The sequence below is a fragment of the Marinovum sp. E3 genome (genome assembly GCF_055755275.1).
In genome coordinates, this window is the sequence record NZ_CM146908.1 from 3,556,868 (window position 1) to 3,575,941 (window position 19,074).

Here is a 19,074-nt window from a genome sequence, read left to right on the forward strand (position 1 = left end):
GTCAGACGTCCTGGCGGGCGATATCGGTGATCAGCACGTCCTGCACCAGATCGCCGAAATGGCTTTGCGCGGTTTCCCGCAACGCCCGCCGCAGCACTTCGAGATTGCGCGAGCTGGTGAAGGTGCCGGTGAAGCCGCCCAGGTTGGCGTGATCGAAAAACACCTGGAGAAAGGCGTCGCGCAGCTTGGGTTCACGGGAATAGACCTCTTCCGACCGGCCCTCCGGCACCTCGACGCTCAGCGCGATCACCATCATCGAGGCGACCCTGGCCTCGCTGACCACCGGCACGATGAACTGATTGTTGAGTTTGATGTATTCGACGTCGGCGGTCGGCGTGGTCTCGTCCGGCGCCGGGTCATGCGCCGGTGCCATCTCGCCGCAGGGGTTGTCCAACTCGGCGAGGCCGGGCGCGGGCCGAAGCAGGACACCGGCGCCGACTCCGGCACCAATGCCGATCAGGGCCAGCAGGACTGGCAGGATCTTTCCCATGAGAACACCTCAGAATGGCAGAATGACATCAAGCACTTGCTGGCCGATGCGGGGCTGTTGCACGTCGCTGATCTGGCCCCGGCCGCCGTAGGAAATTCGCGCCGAGGCGATCTTGTCGTAGGTGATCTGGTTCTGACGCGAGATATCCTCGGGGCGGACATAGCCGGTGACGATCAGCTCGCGCAGTTCAAAATTGACGCGCACCTCCTGCACCCCCTGGATCGACAGGGTGCCGTTCGGCAGCACCTCGACCACCGTGGCGGCGATCCGCAGCTCGAGCTTTTCGTTGCGCCTGACCGAGCCGTCGCCGCCGGAACTGGACGCGGAATTCAGGTTGACGGCATTGTCCAGGGTAAAGCCCGGCGGGAGGTCTTCCGAGAGCCGCTGCGGCAGGCCGAGAAGCTGTGGCACCGCAAGCGATTCAGAGCCATTGCGCCCGCGATTGGTGGAATTCGAGATTTCGGCGCTCTCGTCGATCTCGATCACCACGGTGAGGATATCGCCACGTTTGACGGCGCGCCGGTCGCCGAACAGCGAGGCCTGGCCGCCATCCCAGAGCGAGGGCTCCGGCATCCCCCGCCCGCGCGCGGTCTCGACCGGCAGGCCCGGGCTCAGCATGGCGAAATGCTCGGGCGTTTCCCGCGTGTCGGAGAAGGTCGGCGCACGGCCCAGGTGATCGAGGCGGGCGCATCCCGGCAGCATGCCAAGCGAGACCGCCATGGCGGCGCAGGTCATTTTCCTCATGTCTCGGGCCTCATTGACTGACGTTGATGGTGCCGTCCGGCTGAACGGTGCCGAATAGCGTGGTGCGCGACGACAGGTTCATCACGCGAATCCGGTCGCCCGCGCCGCCGCGGCCCAGCGCCCGGCCATCGGCAAGGATGCGCAGACCGCCGGAGGTGAAATGCAGGGTGACGATCTGGTTGCGCGTCACCAGCGCGGGCGGGCCGATGTCGCCGGGGCGGATCGGCCGACCGGCATAAAGCGTGACGCGGGTTTCCTGACCGATGAGCGCGGCCGGATCGGAAAACGCGCCCGGCACATCGGCGCTGCGCAGCGCCAGATCGGCGGGCGCAATGACGGTATTGGCGCGCAGGGTCCGGGCCGGCACAACCGTTTCGGACCAGGCGGCGCCGGCGAGACAGAGCAAGAGGATCGCCCAGAGCAGCCGCATCACCGCACCTGCGTCGTCGCGCCCATCATCTGATCGGCGGCGGAAATCACCTTGGCATTGAGTTCATAGCCCCGCTGCGCCTCGATCAGCTCGGAAATCTCGCGCACCGCGTCGACAGAACTGTCCTCGAGATAGCCCTGCCGCAGGATGCCCAGCCCGTCCTGGCCCGGGGCCGAGGTGATCGCCGGGCCGGAGGCCTCGGTCTCGAGAAAGAGGTTCGAGCCCATCGCCTCGAGCCCCTTGGCATTGGTGAAACCGGCCAGGGTGAACTGGCCCAGCAACTGCGCCTCGACGGTGTCGTTGAAATAGGCATAGACCTCGCCATCGGCATTGATCGAGATGCTGCGTGCGTCCTGCGGGATGACGATATCGGGCACCACGGGAAAGCCGTCCGAGGTGACGATCAGCCCTTCGGCCGAGCGTTTCAACCCGCCGTCACGGGTATAGGCTGGCTGGCCCGAGGGCAGGGTGACCTCGAGATAGCCCTTGCCGTCGATCGCCACGTCAAGATCGCCGCGGGTGGCCGAGAGCGCGCCCTGTTCGAGCTGCACCGACACCGCCGCCGGACGCACCCCGAGGCCAAGCTGCACCCCGGTGGGCAGGACCGTGCCGTCAGAGGCGCTGACGGCGCCGGCGCGGGCGTATTGCTGATAGTGCAGATCGGCAAATTCGGCGCGCCGCGCGTTGTAGCCGGTGGTCGACATGTTGGCGAGGTTCTGCGAAATGGTCTCGACCCGCATCTGCTGGGCGGTCATGCCGGTGGCGGCGATTTTCAGGGCACGCATGGCGGCCTCCTATTTGAGGAAGGTTTGCATCGCAGTGCGGATGCGTTCGTTTTCGGCGTCGAGAAAGCTCTGACCCATTTCATAGGCGCGCTGAACCGCGATCATCCGGGCGATCTGACGGATCGGATCGACGTTGGAATTCTCGAGAAACCCTTGCAACACGCGCGGGTTTTCCACCGGTGCAAAGCCCGCCTCGGCGCGGAACATCACGCCATCCTCGCGGATCAGGTCCTGGCCCGCGACCGGGCGCACTACGCCGAGTTGCGCCAGCGGTCTGCCGTTCGAGCTGAGCGTGCCGTCGCCGCCGATGGCAAGATCGGTGGCGTCCGGCGGTACGAAGATCGGCGCGCCGCCGGCGTCGAGCACCGGGTCGCCTTCCTTTGTCACAAGATCGCCCTGGCCGTTCGTCGAAAAATTGCCGGCCCGGGTCAGCCTTTCGCCGGCGGGAGTCTGGACGAGGAAATAGCCGCCGCCCTCGATGGCAAAATCGAACCGCCCGCCGGTGGGCGTCAGCGCGCCCTGCAATTCCGAGGCGGCGCCGATGTTGCCGCTGGCCATCGAGATCGAGGGGCCGTTTTCGACCCGCACCACATGTTCCGAGAACACCATGTTCTCGGCACGAAAGCCGGTGGTGGCGGCATTTGCGATATTGTTGGCGACGACCTGCATCTCGCGCATCAGCCCGGCTTGGCGGGTCAGCGTGGTATAGGTGGCGTTTTCCATGTCAGACCTCGACAATCAGGGGGATGATCCAGCTTTGGAAAAAGGCGGTGAGCCGTTCGGTCATGAAACTCATCGAGAGCCAGAAGACGGCGACGATGGCGGCCAGTTTCGGCACGAAGGTCAGCGTCATCTCCTGGATCGAGGTGAGCGCCTGAAACAGACCGATGGTGACCCCGGCCACCAGTGCCGCCGACAGGATCGGCAGCGACATGGTTACCGAAATCCAGAGCCCGTGGCGCATGGTGTCAAAGAAAACCGCCTCATCCATCGGTCAGACCGGCATCCGCAGGATTTCCTGATAGGCCTCGACCACCTTGTTGCGCATCGTCACCACGGTTTCGACCGCCAGTTCGGACTGCGCCAGGGCCTGCACCAGCGCATGCGGATCGGCGTCGCCGATCATGGCCGATTTGGCCGTTTCCTCGGCGGTTTGCAGCGTCCGGGCGAAATCCCGCGCGGTGTCGGCAAAGGCCGCGCCCATCGAATGGGGCGTGTCGTCCGGCTGGGTCGCAGGGCGAGAGGCCGCGTATTTCTGCGCGGCAAGGATTGAACGGACATCCATTCTGGGTCTCCTATCGGGTTATCTGCGCAACAGCTCCATCAGGCTCGATGACATCTGGCGTGCCTGGTCGAACATCTTGACGTTGGCCTCGTAGCTGCGCTGGGCTTCCCTGGCGTCGGCAATCTCGATCACCAGGTTGACGTTCGACCCCTCGTAATGGCCGGTGTCATCGGCCAGCGGATGCGAGGGATCGTAGATTTTGGCCAGATCGTTCTGATCCAGCCTGACGCGACCGGTGGTCACCTGGCCCCGCGTGTCGCCGTTCTGGCGCATCTCTTCGAACGGCACGGTTTTGCGCCGATAGCCGGGGGTGTCGGCATTCGCGATGTTTTCCGAAACATGGCGAAGTCGCGCTGCCTGGGCTTTCAGCCCGCTGGCAGAAACTGAGAAAGAGGATGAGAAATCGGTCATGTGTCAGGGCTCCGGGTCACTGGCGGCCAAGGCTCGAGCGCAGGATGTTGAGCGAGGCTCGGTAGACGGCGAGCGCCTTGTCATGCTGGCGGCGGATGTCGACCGCGCGCAGCATTTCGGTTTCGAGTGAGATAGAGTTGCCATTGGGGTCGCTGATTGCGCCCGGATCTTCCACCGGCGCGGCGGCGCCTTCGGCGCGGGCGCCGGAGAGATGACTGTCGCGGGTGGCGCGCAGCCCGAACTGGGCCTGCTGTTGCAGGACAAGCTGCGGAAAGGCGACCAGGTCGCGGGCCTTGTAGCCAGGGGTATCCGCATGGGCGAGATTGCGCGCGGCAATCGCCTGTCTGGCCCCGGCATGGCGGGCCATGGCCTGCGACATTTGCAGGACTTCGAGATTGTCGAACATCGGGGCTTCTCCCTCGATTGGCTTCAATCAAGGCTTAACCCTGATTCCTTTAGAAATGGTTTTCAGCAGATAATGGAGGCGCACGATGCAGACGCCGCGGCTGGAAGGTTTGAAAAACAGGATTGCGGGGCTCACGCCGGTCCGGCCGTTCGGCCGGGTGGCCAGCGTCGATGGCACCTATCTGATGGTGGCGGGCCTCGGGCAGAATGTGCGCATGGGCGATCAGCTGCGGTTGGTGCGTTCGCGCGGGGCGGCGCTGGGCGGCGAGGTGCTCAAGATCGCGGCTGGCGGGGTGATGATGCTGCCAGATGACGCGCTTGAAGGGGTGGCGCTGGGCGACAAGGTGTTCCTCATGCCCGAGGCGCAGATTGCGCCGCATGCCGGCTGGATCGGCCGGGTGATCGACCCCTACGGCCTACCGCTCGATGGCCGCGCGCTGCATGGCGGGCCGGAGCTGCGGCCGATCCACGCCCGGCCACCCGATCCGGCCAGTCGCCGGCGGCTGGGGGCGCGGCTCGGTACCGGGCTGGTGCTGTTCAACACCATGCTGCCAATCGTGCGCGGCCAGCGGATCGGGTTGTTTGCCGGTTCGGGCGTCGGCAAGACCAGCCTGCTCGGCCATCTCGCCCGCAAGATGGAGGCCGATGTCGTGGTGGTCGCGCTGGTCGGCGAGCGCGGCCGCGAGCTGCGCGATTTCGTCGATGATGTCATGGGGCCGGAGGGCATGGCGCGCAGTGTCGTCGTCGCCGCCACCTCGGATCGCTCGCCGCTGGTGCGCCGCCGCTGCCCCGCTGCGGCCATGTCGATTGCCGAGCATTTTCGCGATCAGGGCCTTCAGGTGCTGCTTCTGACCGATTCGATCACCCGGCTGGCCGACGCCCATCGAGAGGTTGCCGTGGCGGGCGGCGAGGTGCCGGCGCTGCGCGGCTATCCGCCCTCGATGGCGCATATGATCATGTCGCTCTGCGAACGCGCCGGGCCGGGGCCGGAGACCGGCGGCGATATCACCGCGATCTATACCGTGCTGGTCGCCGGGTCCGACATGAACGAGCCGGTGGCCGATGTGCTGCGCGGGGTGCTCGACGGGCATGTGGTGCTGGAGCGGGCCATCGCCGAACGCGGCCGGTTTCCCGCTGTCAACGTCCTGCGCTCGGTCTCGCGCAGCCTGCCGGAGTGCGCCACCGAACGCGAGAACGCGCGTATCGGCCTCGCCCGAAAACTGCTCAGTGCCTACCACGGTTCGGAAACCATGATCAAAGCCGGGCTTTACAGCGCGGGTGGCGATCCGGTGCTCGACCAGGCGGTGCAGGTCTTTGACAAGCTCGACGGGCTGATCGCGCAGCAAGAAGACAGCATCGACAAGAGCTTTGCGCGACTGGAGGTCGTGTTGCGGGAGGCCGAGGCCTTTCGCCCGAAATCGAAACCGCTGGCCAGGCCGCCCGCCGCGCGGCCGCAGCCCCGCCCGTGACAGGCCTATTGCGGGATGTTCCGAAGCAGGGTCAGCGCCACCGACATGCCGGAAAGAGCGGCACTCTCCTGAAGCTGGCCTTGCAGCAGAAATTGTTCCACCAGCCGTTCCCGCAGCTCGGGATCGGCAAAATCCGCCACCTCTGATACGCCGAACCGCGCCTGCGATTTTTCGCGGAACACGGCGAGCTGCCGGTCGAGTTCGAGCTGCGAGAAGCTGTCCGGCAGGTTGAGCGCGGTTTCAAAGATTTTGCGCAGGGCAGGCACGCCCATCACCGTGTACCAGCGGCCGTTTTCGGTGGTGCCGGTGTCGGCGGCAAGTTCGGGAAGCGCGCGGTCGGCGTAGAGCGCGATCCGCAGGTTGTCATCCTGCGCGCCCACCGACGCCTCGAAGGAGGCCCGGTTGAATTTCTCCACCACGGTTTTGGCAAAATCCGCGCCGGCGGTGTGGGGGCCGAGCGGCTGATCGAAACCGAAAGCCTCGGCAAATTGGGTATAGCGATCATCGGCCATCTTGTTGGCCAGCGCATCCGGCGCCAGGGTGCCGTCGGCCAGGACTTTCTGAATGAAATACCTGTTGTCGATATCCTCCTGAAGCCCGTAGGCCCCCAGCGCCACGCGCAACAAGCGGCGATCGCCGACCAGCTGTTCGGCGGTGTCGACCTTGGCGATATTGGCCGCGAAATAGGCGGTGTCGCGCGAGATCTCCGCCGACCGGTTGAGCGCGGCCTGCTGGGTTTCCATCGTCCGGCTCAGAAGCTTCCAGCCGACGAGGCCGGTGCCTGGAAGGATCGGTTGAAAGCTCATCTGTGCCCCGCGGCAAAAATTCGGTCCTCGCGCGGGATAAGCGCGCGCAGCGACTTGAGACATTGGTAGAACTGATCGCCGAGCAGGGCATCGGTCGCGGCGGTCAGGTGGCGGCGGCTGTCGGTATCGGTGAGGATCTGGCTGAGTTCCTCGATGCGCCGCAGCAGCTGCAACCGGGTTTCGTCCGGTTCGGCGTCGCCGGTCAGCACAAGCTGCGTGGCGAAACAGACCCGGCGCACCGGCGTATTCGCCTCTTCCGGATGAATGGCGTCGCGCAGGCGCAGGATATTGGCGTTTGGGGTCACGATGTTGAGCCGGCTGCGCCGGTCGCCGTTTTCGATCACCGCGCCGTTGATCAGCACCCGTTCCTTGGGCCCGAGTTTGAGAACGAGCCCGGTCATGTTCTCGCGCTCCCGCGACGCAAGCCGCGCAGGATCGCGGTGTTGATTTCCAGAAGCGGCACGACCGTGGCTTTCCGGGCCAGCACCTGTGCACTGTGGCGCTTGGTGAATTCCGACAGAAAGAAGATCCGCGCCTTGAGGTCCTGGGGCAGGGGGTTGTCGCGATCGGCGACGTCGGCGGCGAGGATGGTCCAGAGCCTGTTGTTGCGGTGCAGGGCGCCGGCAAGACGGGGAAAATCCGAGGTCGCCTTTTCGGCGGCGGCCTTCAATTCGTGGGTGGTGCGGGCAATGGTCTCGTATTCGGCCCGGCGATCGGTTTTCGTGGCGGCGGATTGCGCATAGGCGCGGTGGGCCATGGACTGGGCGTTCATGCCGCATCCTTCCTTCTGGAGTATGAATTGATGTCACCGGGCGGTCGGGGGGCGAAGACGGTCTTCGCCCCCGTCCGTCTCGGTTACCGGAAGAGCGACAGGAGCTGCTGCGGCGCCTGATTGGCGATCGAAAGCGCCTGCACACCCAGTTGCTGCTGCACCTGAAGGGCCTGGAGGCGGGCCGAGGCCTCTTCCATGTCGGCGTCCACCAGGCTGCCAATGCCCGAGGTCAGTGAATCGGCCAGGTTCATGATGAAGTCCGATTGGGTCTCGATCCGGCTTTCGACCGAGCCGAAGGCCGCAGCGGCTGACGTGGCCGCCTGGATCATGCCTTCGATATTGCCCAGCGCGGTTTCCGCGCCGGCCTCGGTCGAGACATCCATGCTGGACAGCTGCGCCAGGGCGCCGGTGCCGCGTTCCTGGGTCAGCGTGACGCCAATGCCGGTCTCGGAAGTGAGGTTCTCGACATCGAGCGTGCCCGCCCCGAGCGTCAGCGAGAAGTCGTTGGTATCGAGCCCGGCTTGCAGCATGCCGTTTTTCAGACCGGCCAGGACGGCATTTGCATTGTCGCCTTCCCGAACGACATAGCTGCCCTCGATATTGCCGATTTGCAGACGCATGGTATCGCCGGCGACAAGGCCGGTGGTGACCGCATTGTCGACACCCGCGTCAGAGGCCTTGAGCGCCGACGTGCCGGTTGCGCCGCCGCTCGTGTCAAGGAAGGCCGAGCCGAGCGCGATCTGGACATCGTCGTCGGTGCCGCCGTTTTCGTCCAGCGATGCGGTGTCGGCGGTGGCCGCCGTGATCGTCGTGCCGGTATCTGTCGACAGGTTCTGCGCATCGACGCCGATGTTGGACACGCTGATCGCGCCGGAATTGTCTCGGTCCAGCGACGACAGCACGTCGGCGCCGAGATTGCCGTTGGAGTTGAAGGCGCCGGCCGTGCCGTTGACCAGGTTCAATCCGTTGAACTGCGCGGCGCCGACCACCGATTCGATCTGGCCGATGATGGCCTGGACGTCGTCCTGAAGCGTTCCGCGATCAAGATTGTCCGCCTGGGCGCTGACAATCAGATCCTTCATGTCGGTCAGAAGATCTGTGACGGTTTCGGAAGCGTTCCGCGCGACGGCCACGGTCGATTGGCCCAGCGAGAGATTCTCGCCGATCGACTTGAAGCCTTGCACATCGGATTCCATGACTTTGGAAATTGCCCAGATCGCGGCGTTGTCCTTGGCATTGGCCACCGATTTACCGGTCGAAATTTCGGATTGCACATCCGAAAGGCTTTTGTTGATCCCCTTGAGGGTTTGAAGCGCGACCATTGCGCTGGAGTTGGTCAGAATACTGGACATAGATTATCCTCATAAGCGAGACGCTTTTGCGTCAATTTCATGCCACAGCCGGTCTCCCGGCATCTCTGTCATTCTGACACTTGCAATCTGCACGAACTTCGCGTTGATTGCGCCACCATCAGGGGTGCATCGCCACCATGGAGCCGTTGTCCTAAGGGTTTGCTAATGCGTGCCTCATTGTTTGGCAGGATTCGCCTAAAAACGGTCAGGCCCGTTTTTCAAGCCGGCCTCCGGGGGATATATCGATCATCTTGCGCCGGCCGGAGCGGTCATAGGTCTCAAGCGACCTGCGCACATTTCGAATCGCCGCGAATCTCTGTGCGACGGCCTCGATTCCCTTCATGGAGCTTTCAATAAGTTCTTGATTACGCGTAATTTTGAGGCGAATCTCGTCAAGCCCTTCGGTGTCGGAGGCGGCGCATTCAGCCAGGTCACGCAGCAATTTCTCCTTGGTGTCGAGCACGCGCCCCACGGCATCAATGTCGCCCGTGAGAAGGGCTGCCCGCTCGGTCTCCAGAAGATCGTTCAATTCGTCCAGAATTGCTATGTCGCGATCAGCCATTTTCGGCCTCGATCATCGTTTTGACGAACGCTTCGCTCAGCCCCAATCCCCCGGCTTCGACCATCGCATTCGCCTGCGCGCGAACGAGAAACGATGAGAATTGTTCTTCTCCTATTCCACCGTTGAAACTGTCCGGTTGTCTGCCGAATCCGGCGGATTTCAACATTTCCGCCAAAAACGTCACTTCCAATTCATGCGCCACTTGCCTTGCTTCTTCGGAGGTGGCTGGTTGCCGGGCCACATGTGGGCCAATTGGCTGAATCAATAATGACATTGGGCAGTCCTCACAAATTGTTCCGGTTTTTTCCAATTTGCCGCAGGACCGGTAAAGAACTGGTAACCGTCATGGCGGATAAAGGCTGGAGTTGGGAAGAATTCCTGGAGTCCTTATGCAAATTGAATCGATTTCCGGCGGCCTCGGGTTTCTGCGCGCTGTGCCGAAGCTCGAAGGTCTCCCTCCGGGCGCGGAGCGGACGGTCAGCTTCAGCCAGATGTTCCTGACTGGCCGGAGCGCTTTTGCTGACAAGGAGAAAGGCGCCGCAGCCGCTCCTGGCGTTGGCGGAACGGGGGCTGCGCCCGATCGGAAGGGTTCGGATGAAACCGCCCCGGAGGCGGCCGACGCCGAATTGGCCCAGCCCCCTGCCGCCAAGGTGAGCTCGCCCGAAACGATCGGGCCTGCACCGGAAGGCCGGGAAATCGCGGCGGACAGGGCTGATGCCAAGACGGTGGCCCCCCTGCCCGCCGTGCCCGAGGCGGAGAGCGGCGGGTCGTCCTGGCCTTTGCCTGCGGATCGGCCCGTGCAACCCGATGCCGATATCCTTGCCGATGGGAATATCGCTGCACGCCGTGGCGGCGACGGCTTGTCGACACAGCCGCCCGCCTTGCTGTCCGGCGACGGGGATGCGCCCGATGCACAGTTGCTCAAGCTGATCGAGTCGACGCCGAAACCGCGGGGTCAAGGCGCTGACATGGAAGCCGATACGCGGATGGCTATGTCGCGGCAACCTATTGAAGAATTGGAGAAAAACTCGGAATCTCCGACGGATTCGAACTGGAGGAAAGAGCCCGATCAGGCGGATCGTGCCTTCCGAAAAATCGATCCCTCGGAAACGGGCTCCGCGCGCGGGAGCGTGCCGGATATGATTGTGCGCGCCGCCGCGGTGGAAACCAGGAATTCCTCTGGCATTGCGCCGCTGACGAGTGGCAAGCCGGCACCGCACAATTGGCCCGGACGCTCGGTTGGGCCGGAGCCCGCAGCGGCGCAACCGGCATTGGCTGATCGGCGCGCCGCCGGTGAGGCTCGCGCATTCACGGACACGGCGATGGGCGCAGAGCGCGCCTCGAGGCAGATGACCGCCATGCCATCGGAACGCCCGTCGATAATTTCTGAACCGAGCCGGAAGGATGCGCGCGCGGCTTCGGGCCGCTCCGCACAGGCTTCATCTTCCCGGCCGCCTCGCGAGCCCACCGAGGTGAAATCCCCGCCGCAACAATGGCTCCAGCCGACAGACCGACAAAACACCCATGTCCCGCCTGCGGGTTCTCGTCGGTCGGCGCAGGGCGCGGAAATGCCGGAAGACAGCCCCGGGCATCGTAATCCGCCGTCGCAGGAGGAGGCGGTTCTTTTTCCGGCGGCAACCGCTGAACCGAAGCCGAACCCGGGGCGGGGTGCGACGGATGTGCCTGACTTGCGCTACGGCAATTCCACCCAGAGCGTGTCACCACGGCGCGCCGCCGTTCCGGCGCTGACGATCCCGTCGAGCGAAGCTAGGTCAAGCGAGGTGAAACACCCGAGGTCGATGCGTCCGGCAGAACCGGAAAGCACTGGGGATATGTCGAATTTTCGGCGCGTTAGATCTCCGATGGTGGCGGCTATTGGGGGCTCTGCTCTATCGGAGGGGGCATCTGGGCCGCCGTCCGCAAATTCTGCCCGAGATTTGGCCGGGCCGCGGGAACGGCCTTCGACGGAAATGATGGCCGGCGCCGAGGGCAAGACGACAGCGGCCGGAAATAGTGCAGAGAAGGGCGGCGCCATCTCGCGGCCGTCGGGCGACATTCCGCAGCCGGCTGCGGCGCCGGTCAAAGCGGCGGAGGCGAACCGGGGCGGAGGGGCTCTTTTTCCGGCAAATGAATACTTCTTCGAGCCGGACCACCCGCGCCAAAAGGCCGTCCCGCGTGACGTGCAGACTGAAGGCGCGCAGCTGCACTTTCGCGACCGGATCTCCCGGCTTGCCGCCATTTCAGCAGACCGAGCAACGCGCGAACAGCCCGCTGAAACCGAGCCAATGGGGCGCGAGTCCCCTGACCCTGGCCGGGCGGGGCGTCGCGCCGGGCGGGAGGTTCCAACTTCGGCACCGGTGTCCGGGGCGTCCGGTGCGGTCGCAAGCTTCCCTTGGGCAAATTCCTCTGGCGGTGCCGGGACAGGCGACAAGTTTGTCGCCAGGTCAGCTGCCGATCCGGCTGCCTTTCCGCCCCGCAATGGCCTAAGCGGGCCAGACGAAACCGGCGAGGATGCTCGCAGGCCTGTAACCACAGGTGATCCTGAGGTATCGACCCACCGCCAGCGGAGGGAGCCTGCGCCGCGAGGCCTTGATCGGATGGACGCCACGCGCCCAGGGATCTCGACCGGTTTCGACCCCTTGCCCGACCATGTGTCGACGGGCCTTCAAAATCGGGGTCCCGATCGGGGGGACGAAGCGGAAGCTCCCGGCGACCGGCTTGCAACGGGCCGTGGTGAGTTCTCCGGCCGCCCGGTTGCCGAGTTGATTGTCAGGGCTGGGGCAGGACAGGTCGCGGCGTCGGACGAGCGGGCCGCCTTGGTGAGCCCGGCCGGTTTTGCGCCAGAGACCCCGAGCGCGCCACAGGCGGAGAGCCTGCTCAGGCAGAGCGGGTCGCAGGGGCCGCCGACGGCCCACGCCGCGCAGACGATGGCGCGTGAGATTGCCCAGCAGATGGCCCCAGTCGTGCGCGCCATGCCCGGCGAATTCACCGAAATCACCCTGCGACCGGAAGAGCTCGGGCGTGTCCAGATGCGGATGCGCGGGCAGGAGGGGCAGATCCTGCTTCAGGTTGTCACCGAACGGCCCGAAACCCATGATCTCATGCGGCGCCATATCGACGTCGTCGAACGCGCCTTCCGCGACCTCGGATACAGCGAAATCGCTTTCGAATTCTCCACCTCCGGTCAGAGCAAGCGCCAGCCCTGGTCCGAAATCCCGGCGGGTGACCCGGAAGTTTCGCCAGAAACAGCCGAGGCGGAGGATGCCGCGCCCGGGCCTGAAACCGAGGGCGCGGCCGCGCGCCTCGATATCCGTGTATAGGAGAGCGAGATGATCCCAGCCACCAGCCCTCAGGCACAGACCACGGCGCAGGTTGCGCCGCCGGTGCCGACCACTTCGAGCAGAGGTGCGTTGTCTTCCGACTTTGACACGTTCCTGCAAATGCTCACCGCGCAGATGCGCAATCAGGACCCGCTCAACCCGCTCGATTCCACCGAATTCGCCTCGCAACTGGCGACGTTTTCCTCTGTCGAGCAACAGGTTGTCACCAACGACCTGTTGGGCAGCATGATCACCCTTCTGGGGGTCGGCGGGCTGGGCGATATGGCGAACTGGGTCGGTCGCGCGGTGCGCTCTGACGCGCCGGCCTATTTCGACGGCACGCCGATTGCCCTCTCGGTGGCCCCGTCGCATCTGACTGACGAGAGCTATCTCGAGGTCTATGACGACACCGACACTCTGGTGCAGCGACTGCCATTGACGCCCGGACAGACCACCTTTGAATGGGCCGGCGTCGATGACAGCGGCACGCCGTTTGTGGCCGGCCACTACAACTTTGTGGTGGACAACATTTCGCAGGCCGAATCAATCGGTCAGACACCGGTTTCGAGCTATCAGGAAGTGACGGAAGCCCGCATAAACAACGGAGAACTTGTGCTTGTGCTCAACGGTGGATACCCCGTAGACGTGGAAAACATCACCGGAGTTCGCGCTCTGGGGTGAATGATACACCAGTTGACCGGTATTTGAGCAGCGGAAATTGGGCACATGATGCATTCTCGACACAAAAAACCTTGGGTCACGCCGATTTGTTGCACAAAAGACGCGGTGCGCGGGGCAGCGAATTTTCGCAGGATTTTCACGATGAACGGGTTTGAAACCAAAGGGCCTTCGTAGTAGCTTCTTTCCGCGTGGGGTGCGTGTTCACCCAAGAATGTCTGGAGAACATTATGAAAAAATTTGCCATGGCAGCAGCAGCTGCTACTTTTATTGCGTCGGCTGCACCTGCTGTTGCTCAGCAAGCTGATACGGCCGCAGATCCCTTTGTTGCGACTCAAGGTACCACTGAACTGGCCGTTATTGGCGCCGTGACCACCTTGGTGATCATTGCAGCAGCCTCGAATGGCAGCGGCAGCTCGTCGGGCACCGACTAAGTTTTTTTTACAGAGAATTCCTGATGCGGCGGCCCGGATGGTCGCCGTTTCTGCGTTTGGGGGCCAAAACCGAGCCGCTCGGACCTGAACGCCCCGGCCCGGGCCGTGACGCCGCCGTTCAGAACAGCGGCAGCAGCACGGCGGCGGTGGCGAACCCGGCAAGAAGACCGGTCGCGAGATAGGCCCACCGGGACTTGCGGCCCTTGTCGGGGGCGGGATCGGCGTTGCGCCCGGCCTCGGCGAGCAGCGCGTTTTCCACCAGCGCCGGCAGTCGCGGCCCGAACCGCGCCAGAACCTGCGCGGTGCGGGCGAGATCGCCGGCAAAGGCGCGCGGCCCGAGACTGCCGCGGATGTAATCCTCGACAATCGGATGGGCGACTTCCCAGATGTTCATGCGTGGGTTCAGCGCGCGGGCCACGCCTTCGACCACCACCATCGTGCGTTGCAGCAGGATCAGCTCGGTGCGAGTCTCCATGCCGAAACGTTCCGTCACTTCAAAGAGGTACGAGAGCAGCTTGGCCATGGAAATGCGCGTCGCATCCATGCCGAAAATGGGTTCGCCGACGGCGCGCAGGGCGCGGGCAAATTCATCCACATCGCGGTCGGCGGGGACATAACCGGCCTCGAAATGCACTTTGGCGACGCGCTGATAGTCGCGGCGGATGAAGCCAAAGAGGATCTCGGCATAAACCCGGCGGGTGTATTCATCGATATGGCCCATGATGCCGAAATCATAAGCGATGATATCGCCGCTCGGCGCGACCTTGAGGTTGCCGGGGTGCATGTCGGCATGGAAAAAACCGTCGCGCAGGGCGTGGCTGAGGAACAGCTGCAAGACCCGCTCGGAGAGCGCCACGCGGTCATGCCCGGCGGCGTCCAGCGCGGCGTTGTCGCCCAGCGGCACACCCTCGGCCCAGCCCATGGTCATCACCCGGCGATCCGACAGGTGCCATTTGATCTCGGGCAGCTGAAAGCCGTCGTCGTCCTTGGTGTTGGCGGCGAATTCCGAGGCGGCGGCGCTTTCCAGCCGCAGGTCAAGCTCGCCCATCACGACGCCTTCGAAATGACGGATCACTTCCATCGGGCGCAGACGCCGCGACGAGGGCGATATCAGCTCGATGGCGCGGGCGGCGAAATAGAAGGCGTCGATGTCCTGGCGAAAGGCGCGTTCGATGCCGGGGCGCAGCACCTTGACGGCCACGGTCTCGCCGGTCTCGCGCACCCGGGCCTTGTGGACCTGGGCAATCGAGGCGGCGGCGACCGGCGGGCTGATCTCGGCAAAGATCTCGTCGGCGGGGCGGCCCAGCGCCTGGGTGATGCTGGTGCGGGCGGCCTCGACGGTGAAGGGGGGCAGCTTGTCCTGCAAGACGCGCAGCTGTTGCGCCAGATCGTCGCCCACCACGTCCGGCCGGGTCGAGAGGATCTGGCCGAACTTGATATAGGCCGGCCCCATTGCCGTCAGCGCCCGGGTCACCGGCGGCAGGCTGGGGTCGCCGCGAAAGCCCAGCCATTTGAACGGCCAGCCCAGGGTTTTTGCAGCAGCGCGCAAGGCCGGCGGCGCATCCAGCGCGTCGAGCACGTCGTTCATCGCGCCGGTGCGTTCCAGCGTGGCGCCGGTGCGGATCAGCCGCAGGACATTGTGCGGGCCGCGCATCAGAGCTTCCAGCCGGAATGCAGGCAGGCAACGCCCAGCGTCAGGTTGCGATACTTGGCCTGTTCAAAACCGGCGGTGCGGACCATCCCGAGAAAGGTGTCCTGATCCGGGAAGCGGCGGATCGATTCGACCAGATATTGATAGCTGTCGCGGTCGCCGGCGATCGCCTGGCCCATGGCGGGAATGACGTTGAAGGAATAGCGGTCATAAGCCCATTGCAGCCCGGGATTGGGAATCTGGCTGAATTCCAGCACCATGAGCCGGCCGCCGGGGCGCAGCACGCGATAGGCCTCGGAGAGCGCCTCTTCGGGCCGGGTCACGTTACGGATGCCGAAGCTGATGGTATAGACGTCAAAGGTATTGTCGGGGAAGGGCAGGGCCATGGCGTCGCCCACCACCCAGTCGAGGCTGCCGGCCATCTGTTCGGCTTCGGCACGCTTGCGGCCTTCGATCAGCATCGGTTCGGTCAGGTCGAGCACGGTGGCATGGCCCTGGCCCGCACGTTTCAGGAAGCGAAAGGAAATGTCGCCGGTCCCGCCGGCCACGTCGAGCAGCCTTTGCCCCGGGCGCGGCGCCAGCCAGTCCATCATCGCATCCTTCCAGATCCGGTGAATGCCCATCGACATGGCGTCGTTCATCACGTCGTAGCGCGAGGCCACGGAATTGAAGACGCCCTGCACCCGGCCGGCCTTTTCCTCTTCGGGCACGGTCTGATAGCCGAAATGCGTTGTCTTCTGCGCGTCGTCACTCATGGGGGCTTGCCGTTTTATTGTCTCCGGCTTTCTTATAGAGCGCTGAATGGCCGTTACAATGCGGCCCCCCGAAAGGAAGGCCCGCCAATGCCCGAATTGCCCGAAGTCGAGACGGTTCGTCGCGGCCTGGCCCCCGTGATGGAGGGTGTCGCCATGTCTCAGGTGGCGGTGAACCGGCCGGATCTGCGCTGGCCGTTCCCCGAACGGATGGCCGAGCGGCTGCAAGGGCAGATTGTTCTGCGGCTGCGGCGGCGCTCGAAATACATCCTGGCCGATCTGGGCAGCGGCGAGACGCTGCTGATTCACCTGGGGATGTCGGGGCGCATCCTGATTTCCGGCGATCCGCTGGGGCGGTTCGTGCATGACCACCCGGCGCCGGAAAAACATGACCATGTGGTCTTTGACATGGCGGGCGGAGCGCGTGTCACCTTCAACGATCCGCGCCGGTTCGGCGCGATGGATTTGATGGCGACCGACCGGGCCGAGGCGCATCCGCTCCTGGCGAAGCTGGGGCCGGAGCCTCTGGGCAATGAATTCAGCGAATCCTACCTGGTGGCGGCGTTGAAAACACGCAATACGCCGATCAAATCGGCCTTGCTAGATCAAAAGATCGTCGCGGGATTGGGCAATATCTATGTTTGCGAGGCGCTGTTTCGCACCGGAATATCGCCACGTCGCAAGGCGCGCGCCCTCTCTTCGGTCCGGGCGGCGCGGCTGGTGCCGGCAATCCGCGCCGTGCTGACAGAGGCGATTGCCGCTGGCGGTTCCTCGCTCAAGGATTTCCGCCAAGCCGATGGCGAGCTTGGATATTTTCAGCACAGCTTCGATGTTTACGGCCGCGAGGGACAGCCCTGCCGCACCCCCGAATGCGCCGGAACCGTGGCGCGGATCGTGCAATCGGGCCGCTCGAGCTTCTATTGTCCGGTGTGCCAAAGATAGGTTGAACCGCACATTCAGAGTGATAAGCACGTGAAATCGACCGCAACAACGGAAAGCATCTGACATGGCCTATGAGACGATCACCGTCGAAGTAGACGACCACGTTGCCACCATCACCCTGAACCGGCCGGACGCGCTCAACGCTCTCAACTCTCAGTTGCTGCGCGAGCTCTGCAAGGCGTTGGGCGAGGCATCGGCGAACGACAAGGTGCGCTGCATCATCCTCACCGGCTCGAGCAAGGCATTTGCCGCTGGCGCCGACATCAAGGAAATGTCGGAGAAATCCTTTGTGGACGTGTTTACCGAGGATTATTTCTGGACCGAGCACCAGGCGATCACCGCCACCCGCAAGCCGATCATCGCGGCGGTGGCGGGCTATGCGCTGGGCGGGGGCTGCGAGCTTGCGATGATGTGCGATTTCATCATTGCCGCCGACACCGCCAAGTTCGGCCAGCCCGAAATCAACCTCGGCGTGATTGCCGGCATTGGCGGCACCCAGCGTTTGACCCGGCTGGTGGGCAAGTCCAAATCCATGGACATGCACCTGACCGGGCGCTTCATGGATGCCGAAGAGGCCGAGCGCGCCGGGCTTGTCAGCCGCGTGGTTCCGGCCAAGAAGCTGATGGAAGAGGCCCAGGGCGCGGCCCAGAAGATCGCCGAGAAATCCATGCTGGCCACCGTCGCCGCCAAGGAAGCGGTGAACCGCGCCGAAGAGGTTTCGCTGTCCGAAGGTCTGCTGTTCGAAAAGCGGCTGTTCCAGTCGCTCTTTGCCAGCGAAGACCAGAAGGAGGGCATGGCGGCCTTTCAGGAAAAGCGCGAAGCGCAGTTCCGCGACAAATAGACCGGAAGCGGCAAAGGCCTGAGCGACTGCGCTTTTGGCCTTTGCAAAGGCGGCGAAGTTCACTATATCCCGCCGCCATACATGCGCGTGCAGCCCGCTCTGGCTAGAATCATCCCCGGTGACAACAGGTCCGGGCCGGTCTGGCATCGCGTAACATCGACATACCAGACCCGCGAAAGGGAAGATCAGCATGGCCAATACGCCCCAGTCCAAGAAACGCGCCCGTCAGAACGAAAAGCGCTTTGCCGTCAACAAGGCACGCCGTTCGCGCATCCGCACCTATCTGCGCCAGGTCGAAGAGGCGATCGCCTCGGGCGACAAGGATGCGGCAACCAAGGCACTTCGCGCGGCCCAGCCCGAGCTGATGCGCGGCGTGACCAAAGGCGTCATGCACAAGAACACCGCATCGCGCAAAATGTCGCGTCTGTCGGCACGGGTCAACGCAATCGGCTAAGCCGTTCAAGTGACGTAAAGTTACGGGAAGCGCCCCATTGGGGCGCTTTTTTCGTGCAATATCAATGGGCGGAAATGGGCATAGTGGCATTGTTGCACAGGGCTGGGGATTCTTTTTATGCACAACCCGAGTCAACATTTAGTTTCGGTTGCCGCTCTACGTGCGAGGTTGCTAGTTTCGGTCTTGCGAGTCAGCTCGCACTGGGGGGACAGGCGAAGCCAGTCGATTTGCACCGACTGAATTGATGTGGACAAGAGCCGGATACGGCCGTGTTTACAGCATATTAGAGCATTGTGCTCGAAGCCATGTCCAAGACGGAAACACAAGGTCGCCAGGCCGAATCTCGGAGTCCATCGGTCTCCGGAGGGGAAAGGTGTTTCTATAGGATGGCTGGTGTTGCCGGGTCCGCCCGGTATGGGGACCACCGGTCATATTTTTTAGCGCCGGTTGCCGCGAGGCCGCCGGGTACATGGGAACGGACGCAGGGACAC

The 19,074-nt window shown here is 63.9% G+C and carries 24 protein-coding genes; 7 read left to right on the forward strand and 17 right to left on the reverse strand.

Annotated elements, in window-relative coordinates; genetic code table 11:
* Nucleotide 1 precedes the first annotated feature (1 nt).
* The 9 genes from AC0J5K_RS17355 to AC0J5K_RS17395 are packed head-to-tail and all read right to left on the reverse strand — an operon-like array spanning nt 2 to nt 4,551.
* Entirely contained in the window at nt 2-490 is a 489-nt protein-coding gene (locus tag AC0J5K_RS17355; RefSeq protein WP_074836532.1) for a flagellar basal body-associated FliL family protein, read from the reverse strand.
* Between the two features lie 9 nt (nt 491-499).
* Nucleotides 500-1,234 carry a flagellar basal body L-ring protein FlgH gene (flgH, locus tag AC0J5K_RS17360; RefSeq protein WP_274561988.1) on the reverse strand — a complete coding sequence of 245 codons (735 nt, stop codon included), beginning with the start codon at nt 1,232-1,234 and terminating at the stop codon, nt 500-502.
* Between the two features lie 10 nt (nt 1,235-1,244).
* Nucleotides 1,245-1,664, reverse strand: coding sequence for a flagellar basal body P-ring formation chaperone FlgA (gene flgA / locus AC0J5K_RS17365; protein ID WP_074836533.1), 420 nt, complete (start codon nt 1,662-1,664; stop codon nt 1,245-1,247).
* Entirely contained in the window at nt 1,664-2,449 is a 786-nt protein-coding gene (gene flgG / locus AC0J5K_RS17370; protein ID WP_274561993.1) for a flagellar basal-body rod protein FlgG, read from the reverse strand. Before flgG ends, flgA begins: the two co-directional genes overlap by 1 nt.
* Before the next feature lie 9 nt (nt 2,450-2,458).
* Complete coding sequence (locus AC0J5K_RS17375) at nt 2,459-3,172, reverse strand: flagellar hook-basal body complex protein (RefSeq protein ID WP_274561995.1); 714 nt, start codon at nt 3,170-3,172, stop codon at nt 2,459-2,461.
* A gap of 1 nt (nt 3,173) precedes the next feature.
* Nucleotides 3,174-3,440 carry a flagellar biosynthetic protein FliQ gene (locus tag AC0J5K_RS17380; RefSeq protein WP_048533595.1) on the reverse strand — a complete coding sequence of 89 codons (267 nt, stop codon included), beginning with the start codon at nt 3,438-3,440 and terminating at the stop codon, nt 3,174-3,176.
* A gap of 3 nt (nt 3,441-3,443) precedes the next feature.
* Nucleotides 3,444-3,734: a flagellar hook-basal body complex protein FliE gene (gene fliE, locus AC0J5K_RS17385; RefSeq protein ID WP_074836536.1), complete on the reverse strand. Its 291-nt coding sequence runs from the start codon at nt 3,732-3,734 to the stop codon at nt 3,444-3,446.
* An 18-nt stretch (nt 3,735-3,752) separates the two neighbouring features.
* Nucleotides 3,753-4,145, reverse strand: a complete 393-nt coding sequence (gene flgC, locus AC0J5K_RS17390; protein WP_074836537.1) for a flagellar basal body rod protein FlgC — start codon at nt 4,143-4,145, stop codon at nt 3,753-3,755.
* Between the two features lie 16 nt (nt 4,146-4,161).
* A complete protein-coding gene (locus tag AC0J5K_RS17395) occupies nt 4,162-4,551 on the reverse strand; it encodes a FlgB family protein (RefSeq protein WP_074836538.1) in 390 nt (129 codons plus the stop codon).
* Between the two features lie 85 nt (nt 4,552-4,636).
* Between AC0J5K_RS17395 and AC0J5K_RS17400 the strand changes: the two genes are divergently transcribed.
* Nucleotides 4,637-6,019, forward strand: a complete 1,383-nt coding sequence (locus AC0J5K_RS17400; RefSeq protein WP_274562002.1) for a FliI/YscN family ATPase — start codon at nt 4,637-4,639, stop codon at nt 6,017-6,019.
* 5 nt (nt 6,020-6,024) lie between these two features.
* Here the strand turns inward: AC0J5K_RS17400 and AC0J5K_RS17405 are convergent, their stop codons facing one another.
* The 6 genes from AC0J5K_RS17405 to AC0J5K_RS17430 all read right to left on the reverse strand — a co-directional run bounded on the left by AC0J5K_RS17405 (nt 6,025) and on the right by AC0J5K_RS17430 (nt 9,785).
* Nucleotides 6,025-6,825 carry a DUF1217 domain-containing protein gene (locus tag AC0J5K_RS17405; protein WP_274562003.1) on the reverse strand — a complete coding sequence of 267 codons (801 nt, stop codon included), beginning with the start codon at nt 6,823-6,825 and terminating at the stop codon, nt 6,025-6,027.
* Nucleotides 6,822-7,226, reverse strand: coding sequence for a flagellar biosynthesis repressor FlbT (gene flbT, locus AC0J5K_RS17410; RefSeq protein ID WP_048533601.1), 405 nt, complete (start codon nt 7,224-7,226; stop codon nt 6,822-6,824). Before flbT ends, AC0J5K_RS17405 begins: the two co-directional genes overlap by 4 nt.
* A complete protein-coding gene (gene flaF, locus AC0J5K_RS17415) occupies nt 7,223-7,597 on the reverse strand; it encodes a flagellar biosynthesis regulator FlaF (protein ID WP_048533602.1) in 375 nt (124 codons plus the stop codon). The genes flbT and flaF overlap by 4 nt, the downstream gene beginning before the upstream one ends.
* Nucleotides 7,598-7,680: 83 nt before the next feature.
* Nucleotides 7,681-8,949 carry a flagellin gene (locus AC0J5K_RS17420; protein ID WP_048533603.1) on the reverse strand — a complete coding sequence of 423 codons (1,269 nt, stop codon included), beginning with the start codon at nt 8,947-8,949 and terminating at the stop codon, nt 7,681-7,683.
* A gap of 205 nt (nt 8,950-9,154) precedes the next feature.
* Entirely contained in the window at nt 9,155-9,511 is a 357-nt protein-coding gene (locus tag AC0J5K_RS17425) for a flagellar biosynthesis protein FlgN (RefSeq protein WP_274562010.1), read from the reverse strand.
* Nucleotides 9,504-9,785 (reverse strand): rod-binding protein, encoded by a 282-nt coding sequence (locus AC0J5K_RS17430; protein ID WP_048533605.1) that lies wholly within the window; start codon nt 9,783-9,785, stop codon nt 9,504-9,506. Before AC0J5K_RS17430 ends, AC0J5K_RS17425 begins: the two co-directional genes overlap by 8 nt.
* A 115-nt stretch (nt 9,786-9,900) precedes the next feature.
* On the opposite strand from AC0J5K_RS17430, the gene AC0J5K_RS17435 reads away from it, so the two are divergent.
* The 3 genes from AC0J5K_RS17435 to AC0J5K_RS17445 all read left to right on the forward strand — a co-directional run bounded on the left by AC0J5K_RS17435 (nt 9,901) and on the right by AC0J5K_RS17445 (nt 13,943).
* On the forward strand, nt 9,901-12,831 hold the full coding sequence (locus AC0J5K_RS17435; RefSeq protein WP_274562016.1) for a flagellar hook-length control protein FliK: 2,931 nt from the start codon (nt 9,901-9,903) through the stop codon (nt 12,829-12,831).
* Between the two features lie 9 nt (nt 12,832-12,840).
* Nucleotides 12,841-13,512, forward strand: coding sequence for a flagellar hook capping FlgD N-terminal domain-containing protein (locus AC0J5K_RS17440; protein ID WP_274562017.1), 672 nt, complete (start codon nt 12,841-12,843; stop codon nt 13,510-13,512).
* Nucleotides 13,513-13,739: 227 nt separating this feature from the next.
* Complete coding sequence (locus AC0J5K_RS17445; protein WP_139211319.1) at nt 13,740-13,943, forward strand: hypothetical protein; 204 nt, start codon at nt 13,740-13,742, stop codon at nt 13,941-13,943.
* A 118-nt stretch (nt 13,944-14,061) separates the two neighbouring features.
* Here the strand turns inward: AC0J5K_RS17445 and ubiB are convergent, their stop codons facing one another.
* Both ubiB and ubiE read right to left on the reverse strand, forming a co-directional pair.
* On the reverse strand, nt 14,062-15,597 hold the full coding sequence (gene ubiB / locus AC0J5K_RS17450) for a 2-polyprenylphenol 6-hydroxylase (RefSeq protein WP_074836544.1): 1,536 nt from the start codon (nt 15,595-15,597) through the stop codon (nt 14,062-14,064).
* Nucleotides 15,597-16,349 carry a bifunctional demethylmenaquinone methyltransferase/2-methoxy-6-polyprenyl-1,4-benzoquinol methylase UbiE gene (gene ubiE, locus AC0J5K_RS17455; protein WP_048533609.1) on the reverse strand — a complete coding sequence of 251 codons (753 nt, stop codon included), beginning with the start codon at nt 16,347-16,349 and terminating at the stop codon, nt 15,597-15,599. The genes ubiB and ubiE overlap by 1 nt, the downstream gene beginning before the upstream one ends.
* A gap of 87 nt (nt 16,350-16,436) precedes the next feature.
* On the opposite strand from ubiE, the gene mutM reads away from it, so the two are divergent.
* The 3 genes from mutM to rpsT all read left to right on the forward strand — a co-directional run bounded on the left by mutM (nt 16,437) and on the right by rpsT (nt 18,583).
* Nucleotides 16,437-17,288: a bifunctional DNA-formamidopyrimidine glycosylase/DNA-(apurinic or apyrimidinic site) lyase gene (mutM, locus tag AC0J5K_RS17460; protein WP_074836546.1), complete on the forward strand. Its 852-nt coding sequence runs from the start codon at nt 16,437-16,439 to the stop codon at nt 17,286-17,288.
* A 64-nt stretch (nt 17,289-17,352) separates the two neighbouring features.
* Nucleotides 17,353-18,129, forward strand: a complete 777-nt coding sequence (locus AC0J5K_RS17465) for an enoyl-CoA hydratase (protein WP_048533611.1) — start codon at nt 17,353-17,355, stop codon at nt 18,127-18,129.
* A gap of 190 nt (nt 18,130-18,319) precedes the next feature.
* Complete coding sequence (gene rpsT / locus AC0J5K_RS17470; protein ID WP_048533612.1) at nt 18,320-18,583, forward strand: 30S ribosomal protein S20; 264 nt, start codon at nt 18,320-18,322, stop codon at nt 18,581-18,583.
* Nucleotides 18,584-19,074 lie beyond the last annotated feature (491 nt).